The organism is Sphingomonas aerolata (assembly GCF_003046295.1).
Lineage (GTDB): Bacteria > Pseudomonadota > Alphaproteobacteria > Sphingomonadales > Sphingomonadaceae > Sphingomonas > Sphingomonas aerolata.
The window spans coordinates 384,932-397,983 of sequence record NZ_PZZN01000001.1; the positions used below are offsets into that span (position 1 = coordinate 384,932).

General features: G+C 65.6%; 14 protein-coding genes. 8 read left to right on the forward strand and 6 right to left on the reverse strand.

What is annotated here, in order from left to right; all coding sequences use genetic code 11:
- Positions 1-68: 68 nt before the first annotated feature.
- Positions 69-1,139 (forward strand): PA0069 family radical SAM protein, encoded by a 1,071-nt coding sequence (locus C8J24_RS01885; RefSeq protein ID WP_107929895.1) that lies wholly within the window; start codon positions 69-71, stop codon positions 1,137-1,139.
- A 32-nt stretch (positions 1,140-1,171) separates the two neighbouring features.
- Here C8J24_RS01885 and C8J24_RS17440 read toward each other — a convergent pair whose 3' ends face one another.
- From C8J24_RS17440 to thiS, 4 genes are all read right to left on the reverse strand, one after another.
- Positions 1,172-1,327 carry a hypothetical protein gene (locus C8J24_RS17440; protein ID WP_156360324.1) on the reverse strand — a complete coding sequence of 52 codons (156 nt, stop codon included), beginning with the start codon at positions 1,325-1,327 and terminating at the stop codon, positions 1,172-1,174.
- A 115-nt stretch (positions 1,328-1,442) separates the two neighbouring features.
- Positions 1,443-2,105, reverse strand: coding sequence for an HAD-IA family hydrolase (locus C8J24_RS01890; RefSeq protein WP_107929897.1), 663 nt, complete (start codon positions 2,103-2,105; stop codon positions 1,443-1,445).
- Between the two features lie 141 nt (positions 2,106-2,246).
- Positions 2,247-2,429 (reverse strand): CsbD family protein, encoded by a 183-nt coding sequence (locus tag C8J24_RS01895; protein ID WP_031394577.1) that lies wholly within the window; start codon positions 2,427-2,429, stop codon positions 2,247-2,249.
- A gap of 105 nt (positions 2,430-2,534) precedes the next feature.
- On the reverse strand, positions 2,535-3,542 hold the full coding sequence (gene thiS, locus C8J24_RS01900; RefSeq protein ID WP_107929900.1) for a sulfur carrier protein ThiS: 1,008 nt from the start codon (positions 3,540-3,542) through the stop codon (positions 2,535-2,537).
- Positions 3,543-3,684: 142 nt separating this feature from the next.
- Between thiS and aroQ the strand changes: the two genes are divergently transcribed.
- From aroQ to glnA, 6 genes are all read left to right on the forward strand, one after another.
- Positions 3,685-4,143, forward strand: coding sequence for a type II 3-dehydroquinate dehydratase (gene aroQ, locus C8J24_RS01905; RefSeq protein WP_031394575.1), 459 nt, complete (start codon positions 3,685-3,687; stop codon positions 4,141-4,143).
- 14 nt (positions 4,144-4,157) lie between these two features.
- Positions 4,158-4,646, forward strand: coding sequence for an acetyl-CoA carboxylase biotin carboxyl carrier protein (gene accB / locus C8J24_RS01910; protein ID WP_107929902.1), 489 nt, complete (start codon positions 4,158-4,160; stop codon positions 4,644-4,646).
- Positions 4,646-5,998, forward strand: a complete 1,353-nt coding sequence (gene accC / locus C8J24_RS01915) for an acetyl-CoA carboxylase biotin carboxylase subunit (protein ID WP_107929905.1) — start codon at positions 4,646-4,648, stop codon at positions 5,996-5,998. The genes accB and accC overlap by 1 nt, the downstream gene beginning before the upstream one ends.
- Positions 5,999-6,100: 102 nt before the next feature.
- Entirely contained in the window at positions 6,101-6,436 is a 336-nt protein-coding gene (locus C8J24_RS01920; RefSeq protein ID WP_107929907.1) for an arsenate reductase family protein, read from the forward strand.
- A gap of 156 nt (positions 6,437-6,592) precedes the next feature.
- A complete protein-coding gene (locus tag C8J24_RS01925) occupies positions 6,593-6,931 on the forward strand; it encodes a P-II family nitrogen regulator (protein WP_031394505.1) in 339 nt (112 codons plus the stop codon).
- 120 nt (positions 6,932-7,051) lie between these two features.
- The gene (gene glnA, locus C8J24_RS01930) at positions 7,052-8,464 is read left to right on the forward strand and encodes a type I glutamate--ammonia ligase (protein WP_056674602.1); all 1,413 of its coding nucleotides are present in this window, start codon (positions 7,052-7,054) and stop codon (positions 8,462-8,464) included.
- Between the two features lie 255 nt (positions 8,465-8,719).
- Here glnA and C8J24_RS01935 read toward each other — a convergent pair whose 3' ends face one another.
- Entirely contained in the window at positions 8,720-9,685 is a 966-nt protein-coding gene (locus tag C8J24_RS01935; protein WP_107929909.1) for a quinone oxidoreductase family protein, read from the reverse strand.
- 104 nt (positions 9,686-9,789) lie between these two features.
- On the opposite strand from C8J24_RS01935, the gene C8J24_RS01940 reads away from it, so the two are divergent.
- Positions 9,790-11,214, forward strand: coding sequence for an aldehyde dehydrogenase family protein (locus C8J24_RS01940; protein WP_107931402.1), 1,425 nt, complete (start codon positions 9,790-9,792; stop codon positions 11,212-11,214).
- Between the two features lie 34 nt (positions 11,215-11,248).
- Here the strand turns inward: C8J24_RS01940 and C8J24_RS01945 are convergent, their stop codons facing one another.
- On the reverse strand, positions 11,249-13,024 hold the full coding sequence (locus C8J24_RS01945; RefSeq protein ID WP_107929911.1) for an SLC13 family permease: 1,776 nt from the start codon (positions 13,022-13,024) through the stop codon (positions 11,249-11,251).
- Between the last annotated feature and the right edge of the window lie 28 nt (positions 13,025-13,052).

Below are 13,052 nucleotides of genomic sequence, written 5' to 3' on the forward strand. Positions count from 1 at the left end.
ACCGGGCGGCGTCGGGGACGCCGCCCGTTTGTTCTTTATTCGTTCCTCGCCCAATGCTAGTATCGGGGATGACCAGACCCCGCCCGGTACGCGGCGCGACGCTGAACGGCGAGAGCACGCGCTTCAACCTTCCGCAGACCGAAGCGGACGGCGACTGGCTTGATGCGCGCGATGCGATCGACGGCGCGGCACCCCGGCTGCGGACGACGGTCACGGTCGAGCGGGCCAGGACGATCATCAGTCGCAATGCGTCGCCCGACATCCCCTTCGACCGTTCGATCAATCCCTATCGCGGTTGCGAGCATGGCTGCATCTACTGCTTTGCCCGACCGAGCCACGCGTTTCACGATCTGTCGCCCGGCCTCGATTTCGAAAGCCGGCTCTTCGCCAAGCCCGACGCCGCCGCGCTGCTCCGGGCCGAGCTGGCGAAACCGGGGTACAGCGCGCGGCCGATGGCGCTGGGGACCAACACCGATCCCTATCAGCCGATCGAAGCCGACTGGCGGATCACTCGCGGCATCATCGAGGTGCTGGCCGAGACCAACCACCCGCTGACGATCACGACCAAGTCGGATCGCGTCATCCGCGATCTCGATCTGCTCGCCCCGATGGCGGCAAAGGGTCTGGCCGCGGTCGCGATGTCGATCACGTCGCTCGATCCGAAGATCGCGGCAACGCTCGAACCCCGCGCGCCGCATCCCGAGCGACGGCTTGCGGCGGTCAGCGCGCTCGCGGCGGCGGGCGTGCCGGTCTATGTCTCGATCGCGCCGGTAATCCCCGCGATCACGGATCACGAGATCGAACATCTGATCGCGCGCGCCGCACAGGCCGGTGCGCGTTTTGCGTTCTTCATCCCGGTCCGCCTGCCCTGGGAAGTCGCGCCGCTGTTCCGTGCGTGGCTGGACGCGCATTTTCCCGATCGCGCCGGCAAAGTCATGGCGACGATCCAGTCGATCCGCGGCGGACGCGACAATGATCCGGGGTTCGGCAGCCGGATGAAGGGGCAAGGCCCCTGGGCGGACCTGCTCAAGACGAGGTTCGATATTGCCGTGCGGAAGCACGGACTTAACGCGGAACGGGTCGGATTGCGGTGTGACCTGTTCCGCGCGCCACAGGGGCCGCAGGGGGAGTTATTCTGATCCAGGCCCCGGCTTGATTGCGGCCCCCGTGATCAGATCAGGCGCAGCGCCTGATCCAGTTGCTCGCGATAATATCGTTCGAGGTCGCGGTGCATCTGCGCGACCGCGGGGTTCGGTGCGATGCGCGCGAGTACGGCCTGGTCGTCCATGAAGCGTTCGAGCTTGGCTGGTCGCACCGGAAATTCCATCCGCCGATCCTGCGCTCAACTCATTACCAGTGTATATCCATAATGCGTCGAAAACAGATCAATCTCGGATAGTTACCCGTCATGCGGCCGGATCGACGATGTCATGATCCAGCCCTTATTCGCGGCCAAGCCGCCAGCGACCAGGACCGTCGGCCGTAAGCTCAACACCGTCATAATCCACAATCGCATGCCGCGCTGCGTCCACGCGGTGGTCGCGGCCATGCGTTGCCGTGATGACGACGACATCGGATCCCGCGGCATCGGCTGCCGCAATACCTGCCGGTGCATCCTCGAAGACAAGACAGTCGGATGCCGGTACACCCAGACGCTCGGCGGCCAGCAGGAAACAGTCGGGCGCGGGCTTGCCGTTTGCGACGTCCTCGGCCGCGATGAACTGCGCCGGGATCGCCAGACCCGCGGCGGCAAGACGCCGCTCGGCCAGCGCGCGCGGTGCCGAGGTCACGATCGTCCAGCGCCAGGCCGGCAGTGTCGCGAGGAAATCAGCCGCACCACGGATCGGGGTAATGTCTTCGACATCCTCCATCTCGGCGGCGGTGATCGCCGCCGCTTCGACGACCGGGTCGACGCCGGGCAGACCCAGCCGCCGAACCGTCTCGACCGACTGAACGCCGTGAATCGTCGGCAGGAAGGTCGCGACATCCAGGCCATGCGCGATCGCCCATTTGGTCCAGGTACGCTCGGCCGACGCGATCGACGTCAGGATCGTTCCGTCCATGTCGAACAGGAAGGCGGCGTAGCTGCGGGTCGGCAGGGTCATGGAGTATCTCGCTTAATCATTTGGCTGTCCTGGTCGGCAGCGACACCATTACCAGGTCCCGCGCAGCGCGCGACGGCGACGCCAAAGAAAAGGCCGCTCCGGTTTCCCGAAGCGGCCATATTTCTGTCATCAAGCCTAAGCTTAGATATCGTCGCCGAGTGCGCCCTTGACGCTGCCCTTGACGTTCTGCGCGGTACCCTTGGCCTGCTGTGCTTCGCCCTCTGCGACCATACGGTCGTTGTCGGTCGCCTTGCCTACGGCTTCCTTGACGTTGCCTGCGACCTTGTTGCCTGCGGCTGCGACCTTATCGGTGAATTCGCCCATGAGAGCCTCCACTATGTTGTGCGATACGCCAATCGTACCGCTCTGAACTTGTGAGACTATAACGGCCGTCTTTATCGAGGGTTCCGTGACGTTTGCGTCATGGTGTCAGATCAGGCCGGCAAGCGGGCTCGAGGGATCGGCATAACGCCGCTGCCCCATCCGCCCCGCGCGATAGGCAAGCCGCCCCGATTCGACCGCGGCCTTCATCGCCGCCGCCATCATCAGCGGATCCTTCGCCTCGGCGATCGCGGTGTTCATCAGCACGCCGTCGCAGCCAAGCTCCATCGCCACCGCCGCATCCGACGCGGTGCCGACGCCCGCATCGACGAGCACGGGCACCCCTGCCCCCTCGACGATCAGCCGGATCGTCACGCGATTCTGAATGCCAAGCCCGGAGCCGATCGGCGCACCCAGCGGCATAATCGCGACCGCACCCGCATTCTCCAGCCGCTTGGTCGCGATCGGATCGTCGACGCAATAGACCATCGGCTTGAAACCCTCGTTCGCCAGGATCTCGGTCGCGCGCAGCGTCTCGACCATGTCGGGATAAAGCGTCTTCGCCTCGCCGAGCACCTCGAGCTTCACCAGTTCCCAGCCGCCCGCCTCGCGTGCCAGCCGCAGCGTCCGGATCGCCGATTCGGCATCGAAACAGCCCGCGGTGTTGGGCAGGTAGGTGATCTTCTTCGGATCGATGAAGTCGGTCAGCATCGGCGCATTGCGATCCGACACGTTGACGCGGCGCACGGCGACGGTGACGATCTCTGCCCCCGAGGCCTCGACCGCGGCGGCGTTCTGCGCGAAATCCTTGTACTTGCCGGTGCCGACGATCAGCCGCGAGCGGAAGGTGCGGCCGGCAACCGTCCAGCTGTCGGTGTTGATCGCCGCGGCATGATCGCCGCCGCCGACGAAGTGCACGATCTCGAGGTCGTCGCCATCCTCGACCATCACGTCCGCCAGCGTCGAACGCGGCACCACCTCCATATTGCGTTCGACTGCGATCTTTTCGGGGATGAGGCCCAGTTCGGTCGCGAGCCCTGCAAGGCTGAGGCCGGTGGAAACACGCTTGTGCTCGCCGTTCACGGTGATCGAGACGGTGCCGTCGGAGTGGGGCATGCAGAGTTTTCCGTTCGTTTCGACCGAAGTCAGGAAACCACCCGTCCGCTGCCGGTCTCATGTCTCGACTTCGCTCGACACGAACGGGTAAGGGGGGTGCATATAGAGGGTGGTTTGCCGCCCCTGCAACCAGGAGCAGCCTTTGCCCGCGACAGTCCCTGCCACCGTCCCTGCGACAATCTTCGTCCTGAACGGCCCCAACCTCAACTTGCTGGGGACGCGCGAGCCGGAGATTTACGGCGACGAGACGCTCGACGACATCGCCGGCCAGCTCGAGGACCGCGCGCGAGAACTCGACCTGACGATCGACATGCGCCAGTCGAATCACGAAGGGCACCTCGTCGACTGGATCCAGGAGGCGCAGGCGCGCGGCGCGAAGGCCGTCATCCTCAATGCCGGCGCGTTCACGCATACCTCGGTCGCGGTCCATGACGCGATCAAGGGCGTGAAGACGCCGGTGATCGAAGTCCATCTTTCCAATCCCCACGCCCGCGAATCGTTCAGGCACGTCAGCCTGGTCGGACAGGCGGCGAAGGGAACGATCGCGGGTTTCGGCGCGCTTTCGTATCTGCTCGCGCTTGAAGCCGTCGCACGGTTCTGACAGGAGGCCCCGCCATGACCGATACACCAGAAACAACAGGCGCAATGCAGGTCGATGTGACCCTGGTGCGCCAGCTCGCCGAACTGCTCGACACCACGCAGCTGACCGAGATCGAAGTCGAGGACGGCTCGCGCCGGATCCGCGTCGCACGCAAGGCAGCGCAGGCCGCACCCGTCGCGCACTATGCCCCCGCCCCTGCGGCACCACCCGTCTCCGCACCGCTGGCGATCCCGCAGGCCGAGGTCGGCGCGTCCGCCCCGGCGATCAGCGCGAGCGCGGTCAAGTCGCCGATGGTCGGCACGGTTTATCTGGCCGCCAACCCCGAGGCGAAGCCGTTCTCGACCGTCGGCCAGAAGGTCAATGCGGGCGACACGCTGCTGATCATCGAGGCGATGAAGGTGATGAACACGATCGTCGCGCCCTCGGCCGGCACCGTCACCGCGATCCTCGTCGAGAACGGCCAGCCGGTCGAATTTGACCAGCCGCTGGTCGTGGTCGAATAATGAAGCAAATCAAGAAGCTGCTCATTGCGAACCGCGGCGAGATCGCGCTGCGGATCCATCGTGCCTGCCATGAGATGGGCATCAAGACGGTGGCGGTCCATTCGACCGCCGACGCCGACGCGATGCACGTGCGGCTCGCTGACGAGGCGATCTGCATCGGACCGCCGTCGGCGACCGACAGCTATCTGAACATCCCCAACATCATCTCCGCCGCCGAGATCAGCGGCGCGGATGCGATCCATCCGGGCTACGGCTTTCTCAGCGAGAACGCGCAGTTCGCCGAGATCGTCGAGCTGCACAACATCCTGTTCGTCGGCCCGAAGCCCGAGCACATCCGCACGATGGGCGACAAGGTCCAGGCCAAGCGCACCGCAGGCGCGCTCGGGCTGCCGCTCGTCCCCGGCTCGGACGGCGCGATCAGCGACATCGCCGAGGCCAAGCGGATCGCCGACGAGATCGGCTATCCGGTGATCATCAAGGCGGCATCCGGCGGCGGCGGTCGCGGGATGAAGGTCGTCACCGACGCCGAAGACCTCGAAACGCAGATGCAGCAGGCCGGCAGCGAGGCGAAGGCCGCGTTTGGTGACGCCACCGTCTACATGGAAAAATACCTCGGCAATCCGCGGCATATCGAATTCCAGATCTTCGGTGACGGCGAGGGCAACGCGATCCATCTCGGCGAGCGCGACTGCTCGCTCCAGCGCCGCCACCAGAAGGTGCTCGAGGAAGCCCCCTCACCGATCATCACCGCCGAAGAGCGCGAGCGGATGGGCGGGATCGTCGCCAAGGCGATGGCCGACATGGGCTATCGCGGCGCGGGGACGATCGAGTTCCTGTGGGAAGCGGGTGAGTTCTACTTCATCGAGATGAACACCCGGCTTCAGGTCGAGCATCCGGTGACCGAGATGATCACCGGCCTCGATCTCGTGCGTGAACAGATCCGCATCGCCGAGGGGCATCCGCTGACGCTGCGCCAGGAAGAGGTGCAGTTCCGCGGCCATGCGATCGAATGCCGCATCAACGCCGAGGATCCGCGCACCTTCGCGCCGTCGCCGGGGCTGGTGAAGCTCTATCATGCACCCGGCGGGATGCATGTTCGCGTCGATAGCGGGCTCTATGCCGGCTACCGCGTGCCGCCTTATTACGATTCGATGGTCGCCAAGCTCATCGTCTACGGCGCGACGCGTCAGGGCGCGCTGCGACGGTTGCGGCGTGCGCTTGAGGAGATGGTGATCGAGGGCGTCACGACGACGATTCCCCTGCACCGTGCACTGCTCGACGATCCTGAATTCCAGGAAGGCGCGTACACGATCAAGTGGCTGGAAGAGTGGCTCGCCAAGCAGGGGGCGTAAGCGCTCCTGCCACTTAGAATGTTCTCCCGCGAAGGCGGGAGAACAAGAACCGGGCGGGACACATGGTCTGGCCGAGGTCAGTCCAATGACGACGGAGCATTCGTGAAGGCGACGATCTACCACAATCCGAAATGCTCCAAGTCTCGCGAGGCGCTCGCGCTGTTGCAAGAGGCCGGTGCGGACGTCACGATCATCGAATATCTGAAGACTCCCCCGTCGCGCGCCGATCTCGTCCGTCTCTACGAGCGCGCAGGCATGACGCCGCGCCAGGGTCTGCGCATGGCAGAGGATGGCGCGAAGGCGGTCAAGCACGGCGACGCCGAGGCGATCCTCGACGCGATGATGATCGATCCGCTGCTGATCGAGCGTCCGCTGGTCGAAACCGACAAGGGCGTCCGCCTCGGACGGCCCATCGCGCGGCTGCACGAAATTTTGTGATCGCTGCCCCCGCATCGTGCACATCCCTTCCGGATGCTGTATTTTCGGGCAGGGTTTACGGGTGAATCGGCCGTTGCCCGAAGTGGCGACAACTGGCACGTTTGGTGCAAGGCGCCCTGTAGGGCGTTGGTTTCAACGACAATCGGGGGCGTACCTGTGAAAAAGATCGAAGCCATCATCAAGCCGTTCAAGCTTGATGAGGTGAAGGAAGCGCTGCACGAGATCGGCGTGAGCGGCATCACCGTGACCGAGGCCAAGGGCTTTGGCCGGCAGAAGGGCCATACCGAACTGTATCGCGGCGCCGAATATGTCGTCGACTTCCTGCCCAAGGTGAAACTCGAGGTCGTCGTCGCGGATGGTCTGGCACAGCGCGTCGTCGAGGCGATCGCCGCGGCCGCGCAGACCGGCCGGATTGGCGACGGCAAGATCTTCGTCATTCCCGTCGAAAGCGCGCTGCGTATCCGCACCGGCGAGCGCGACGACGACGCGATTTAACGGCTTTACTGACACCGACTTCATTTGACGCGGCGCAACAATCTGTGGAATTAGCGCGCTGCGCCGCACTATCATTTCCGGCATATCTGCCGACCTATCGAGCAAAGAGGGCTTAGCATCATGGCAAATTCGGCCAACGACGTCCTGAAGATGATCAAGGACCAGGAGATCGAGTGGGTCGATCTGCGCTTCACCGATCCCAAGGGAAAGTGGCAGCATCTGACGATGGTCGCCAGCCTGATCGGCGAAGACGAGCTGACCGACGGCCTGATGTTCGACGGCTCGTCGATCGAGGGCTGGAAGGCGATCAACGAGAGCGACATGACGCTCAAGCCCGATCTCGACGCGGTCTATGTCGATCCGTTCTCGGCGACGCCGATGATGATCCTGATCTGCGACATCGCCGATCCGTCGACCGGCGAGCTCTACGCCCGCGATCCGCGCTCGACCGCCAAGCGCGCCGAGGCGTATCTGCTGACGACCGGCGTCGGCGACACCGTCTATGTCGGCCCCGAGGCCGAGTTCTTCATGTTCGACGACGTCCGGTTCGAGAACAGCTATTCGACCAGCTATTACAAGATCGACGACATCGAGCTGCCGGGCAATTCGGGTCGCGAATATGAGGGCGGCAATCTCGGCCACCGTCCGCGCGCCAAGGGTGGCTATTTCCCGGTCGCGCCGGTCGACAGCGCCGTCGACATCCGCGGCGAGATGGTCTCGACGATGATCGAGATGGGCCTTCCCTGCGACAAGCATCACCACGAGGTCGCGGCTGCACAGCATGAGCTGGGCCTGACCTTCGGCACGCTGACGCAGACCGCGGATCGCATGCAGATCTACAAGTACGTCGTCCACCAGGTCGCGCACGCATATGGCAAGACGGCGACGTTCATGCCCAAGCCGATCAAGGAGGACAACGGCTCGGGGATGCACACGCATTTCTCGATCTGGGAAGGCAAGACCCCGCTGTTCGCCGGCAACGGCTATGCGGGCCTCAGCGACATGTGCCTGTATTTCATCGGCGGCATCATCAAGCATGCCAAGGCGGTCAACGCGTTCACCAACCCGACGACCAACAGCTACAAGCGCCTCGTCCCCGGCTACGAAGCGCCCGTGCTGCTCGCCTATTCGGCGCGCAACCGCTCGGCCTCGTGCCGCATTCCGTACGGCACCGGCCCCAAGGCGAAGCGCGTCGAAGTGCGCTTCCCCGATGCGCTCGCCAACCCGTATCTCGCTTATGCGGCGCTGATGATGGCGGGCATGGACGGCATCCTGAACAAGATCCATCCGGGCGAAGCGATGGACAAGAACCTGTACGACCTGCCGCCCGCAGAACTCGCCCAGGTTCCGACCGTCGCGGGTTCGCTCCGCGAGGCGCTCGACTGCCTGCTCGCCGATCACGACTTCCTGCTGAAGGGTGACGTGTTCTCGAAGGACCAGATCGAGAGCTATGTCGAGATCAAGCGTGCCGAAGTCGCGCGTTGGGAAATGACGCCGAGCCCGGTCGAGTATGACATGTACTACAGCGGCTAATCTGCCGTGCCGGCAGCTTAGCCGCTGTCGGCCGGCGTCGCCTATAGCGACGACCGACGACGTGGCTTCGCCACGGCGCTGACAGAGAAAGGGCGTCCGGAGCAATCCGAGCGCCCTTTTTCCGTTGAGGTGCTCTGCAAACTCCACCGACCGGGGAGGCTCAAACTGCACGATACATCCAGACCCTGTGTCCCCGCGGAGGCGGCGCCCCAGTCTGGCCTCCCGCCTTCGCGGGAGAACATGGCTGCGGCGCGCTCAGGCCAGCAGCACGCTGCTCCCGAACGTCTCCCCTGCCTCGAGCGCCCGGTGCGCATCTGCCGCATCCTCCAGCGCGAAGGTCTGGCCGATCTCCGGCTTGAACGCGCCCTGCTCGAGCATCGCGAACACCCGATCGACCATCGCCTGCCGGTGCTCGGCATAATCGAACAGCGTCGGGCGCGTCACGAACAGCGACCCCTTGGCCGCCAGCACGCCCAGATTGACGCCGTCCACCACACCCCCCGCATTGCCATAGCTGACGATCAGCCCGCGCTTCGCCGCGCTGTCGAGCGACGCCGCCCACGTTGCGCCACCGACGCCGTCGAGCACCACGGGCACGCCCTTCCCGCCGGTGATCTCGCGCACCCGCGCCGCGATGTCCTCGGACCGGTGGAGAATGACGTGATCGGCCCCCGCCTTGCGCGTCCGCTCGGCCTTTGCCTCGCTGCCGACGCTGGCGATCACGGTCGCGCCGATCGCCTTCAGCCAGCCGACCAGGATATGCCCGACCCCGCCCGCGGCGGCATGGACAAGCACCGTCTGCCCCGCCTCGACGCACGCACAGCGTTCGATCAGGAACTCCGCGGTGCAGCCCTTCAGCAGGATCGCCGCGGCGGTGCGGTCGTCGAGCGTGTCGGGCAAATGGAAGAGCTCACCCGCGGGCACGTTGCGCTCGGTGGCGTAGGCCCCGCGGGTCGGGCCGAAGGTGCCGACGCGGTCGCCCGCGGCAAAGCCCGTGACCCCCTCGCCCACCTTCATCACCACGCCGACCGCCTCGCTGCCGAGCCCCGAGGGCAATGCTACCGGATAGACACCGCTGCGGTGATAGGTGTCGATATAGTTCAGCCCGACCGCGGTGTTGCGCATCCACACCTCGCCCTTGCCCGGCGCGGGCAGGTCGACGTCGTCCCACTGGATCACCTCGGGGCCACCGGTCGTCCTGATTGTCGCTACGCGTGCCATGCCCGTCTCCTGTTGGTCATGACCCTAACTAGGCTCCGCGTTTCGGGTTGCAACCGATCCGCCCGACGCCCATTCCTCTGCAAAACACGATGCGGAGAGGCATGATGAAGAGCTATCTGAAGCAGTATATCGACGGCGCCTGGGTCGACAGCGACGGCGGCCGGATCCACCAGGTCATCGATCCCTCGACCGAACAGCCCTGTACCGAGATCACGCTCGGCACCGCGGCCGATGTCGACAAGGCGGTCGCCGCCGCCCGCGCCGCGTTCGAAAGCTGGAGCCAGACGAGCGTTCAGGAGCGGCTCGACGTGCTCGGCCGGATCATGACCGAGTACAAGGCGCGCATGCCCGATCTGGCCAAGGCGATGTCGCAGGAGATGGGCGCGCCGATGGCGCTCGCATCGATGGCACAGGCGCCGACCGGCCTCGCGCATTTCTCCGCGACCGCCAAGGCGCTGGCGGCGTTCCAATTCTCCGAAGTCATCGGCAAGGCGACCGTCGTGCACGAACCGCTCGGCGTCGTCGCGATGATCACGCCCTGGAACTGGCCGCTCAACCAGATCTGCGCGAAGGTCGCGCCAGCGCTGGCGGCAGGCGACACGATGATCCTGAAGCCGTCCGAGGAGGCGCCCTCCTGCGCGATCATCCTCGCCGAGATCATGGACGCCGCGGGCGTCCCGGCGGGGGTGTTCAACCTCGTCAACGGCGATGGCCCGGGCGTCGGTGTCGCCCTGTCGAGCCACCGCGACATCGACATGGTCAGCTTCACCGGCTCGACCCGCGCGGGCATCGCGGTGGCGCAGGCCGCCGCACCGACGGTCAAGCGCGTCCATCAGGAGCTGGGCGGCAAGGCAGCGAACCTCGTGCTCGAGGGTGCGGACCTTACCAAAGTCCTGCCGCCGACGGTTGCGGGCGTGCTCGCCAATTCGGGGCAGAGCTGCATCGCGCCGACCCGGCTGCTGGTGCATGCCAGCCAGGTCGCCGAGGCCACCGCGATCGTGAAGGGGATGATGGAGCAGACCAGGGTCGGCGACCCTGCCGAAATGGGCCAGCATATCGGCCCCGTCGTCAACAAGGCGCAGTTCGACAAGATCCAGGGGCTGATCCAGTCGGCGATCGACGAGGGTGCGACGCTGGTCACCGGCGGCGTGGGTCGTCCCGACGGGCGCAACGCGGGCTATTACATCCAGCCGACCTTGTTCACCGATGTCCGCCCCGACATGCGGATCGCGCAGGAGGAGACGTTCGGCCCGGTCGCGACGATCACCGCCTATGCAAACCAGGACGAGGGTATTCGCATCGCCAACGCGACCGAATATGGCCTGTCCGCGACGATCTCAGGCGATCCGGCCGCCGCAGCGAAGGTCGCGCCTAAGCTGCGTGCGGGGCTGGTCACGATCAATTCGTGGAGCCCCGACATCGGCGCGCCGTTCGGCGGCTACAAGCAATCGGGCAATGGCCGCGAGAACGGCCGTTACGGGCTGACGGACTTCATGGAGGTGAAGACCGTGGTGGGCCTGCCCGGCTGATGCCGCCGACGCCCCCTCCCCCGCGGGAGGGGGCTCAGTGCATCGGCCATACCGCGACGATCAGCGGCGTGCCGACCAGTAGCACCAGCAGCGACAGTGGCGCGCCGAGCCGGGCGTAATCGCTGAATTTGTAGCCGCCCGGCCCCATCACCAGCGTGTTGCACTGATGACCGATCGGCGTGAGGAAGTCGCACCCCGCGCCGACCGCGGTCGCCATCAGAAACGCCTCGGGCCGATAGCCGAGATCGCCCGCAAACGTTGCCGCGATCGGCGCCATCACCAGCACGGTCGCGGCATTGTTCAGGAACGGCGTCACCGCCATCGCCGCCGCCAGGATCAGCGCGACCGCCCCCCAGGGCGGCAGCGTCGATGCGGTCGCGGACAACCATGTCGCGATGACGTCCGACGCGCCGGTGGTGCGAAGCGAATCGCTGACCGGAATCAACGCGCCGAGCATGATCAGGATCGGCCATTCGACATGGTCATAGGCCTCGCGCACCGGCAGCACGCCGGTCGCCATGATCAGCCCCGCCGCCGCGAAGAACGCCACCGCCACGGGCACGAAGCCCATCGCCGTCGCGCCCATCGCGACGCCGAGGATCCCGATCGGCAGCCAGCTGCGTTTCGACACGCCGAGCCGCATTTCCCGCTGTGCCAGCGGCAGGCAGCCCAGGTCGCGCAGCTTGCCGGGCAGCTGTTCGAGCGGCCCCTGCAGCACCAGCACGTCGCCCGCGCGCAGCTCGATATTCGCCAGTCTGCGCGACAGATGCTCGCCCTGTCGCGAGATCGCGATCAGATTGACCCCGAACCGCGCCTGCAGCGCAAGCCGCGCCGCGGTCCGGCCCGCCAGCGGCGAACCGACATTGACGACCGCCTCGATTACGCCGACTTCATCGTCGTCCGCCTGATCCGCCTTTTCGCGGTCCTCGCCTTCGAGCTTCAGCCGGTCGCGCGCGATCACGCGTTCGAGCGCATCCGGTTCGCCGCCGAGGATCAGTACGTCGCCCGCCCTCAGGTGCGTATGCTCGTTCGGCGCGCTGCGCATGCCCGCACGCAGGATCCGCGTAATCGACACCTCGCCGTCGTGCCGTGCGAGAAAATCCTCGACCGACTCGTCGACCGCGGGGGACGTCTCGGGGATCGCGGCTTCGGTGATATACCCCTTGATATCGAGCGCCTCGCCCATCGTTGGCGCAGCCCGCCGGTCGCGCGGCAGGAGGCGATAGGCGAAGCGCAGATAGATCAGCCCCATCACCGTCAGCCCGAGCCCGACCGGGGTATAATCGAACATCCCGAACGGCTGCCCGGTCATCTGCTCGCGGACGCGGCTGACGATGATGTTGGGCGAGGTGCCGACGAGCGTGATGAGACCGCCGAGCAGCGACGCGGTCGCCATCGGCATCAGGAACACCGATGGCGAGGTGTTGTTCTTCTTGGCCATCTGGAACGCGGCGGGCATCAGCATCGCCAGCGCGCCGATATTCTTGACCAACGCAGACGAGAACCCCACCGACGCTGTCAGCACGACGAGCTGCGACCGCACCCGCGTGACCCGCTTTGCGAGCTTCGCCAGCGCGAGCTCGATCACCCCCGAGCGCTGGACCGCCGCCGAGATGACGAGCGCCGAACCGACGATGATCACGATGTCGTCGGAAAAGCCCTTGAAAGCGTCCTTCGGACTGACGATCCCGAGCGCGATGCTCGCGAGCAACGCCAGGATCGCTGTGACGTCGTAGCGAAACCGTCCCCAGATGAAGAGCATCATCATGCCGATGAGCGTGGCGATCGAAAGGGATTGGGGAAGGGTCATCTGGCCTCGATATGTGACTGCCGATCAA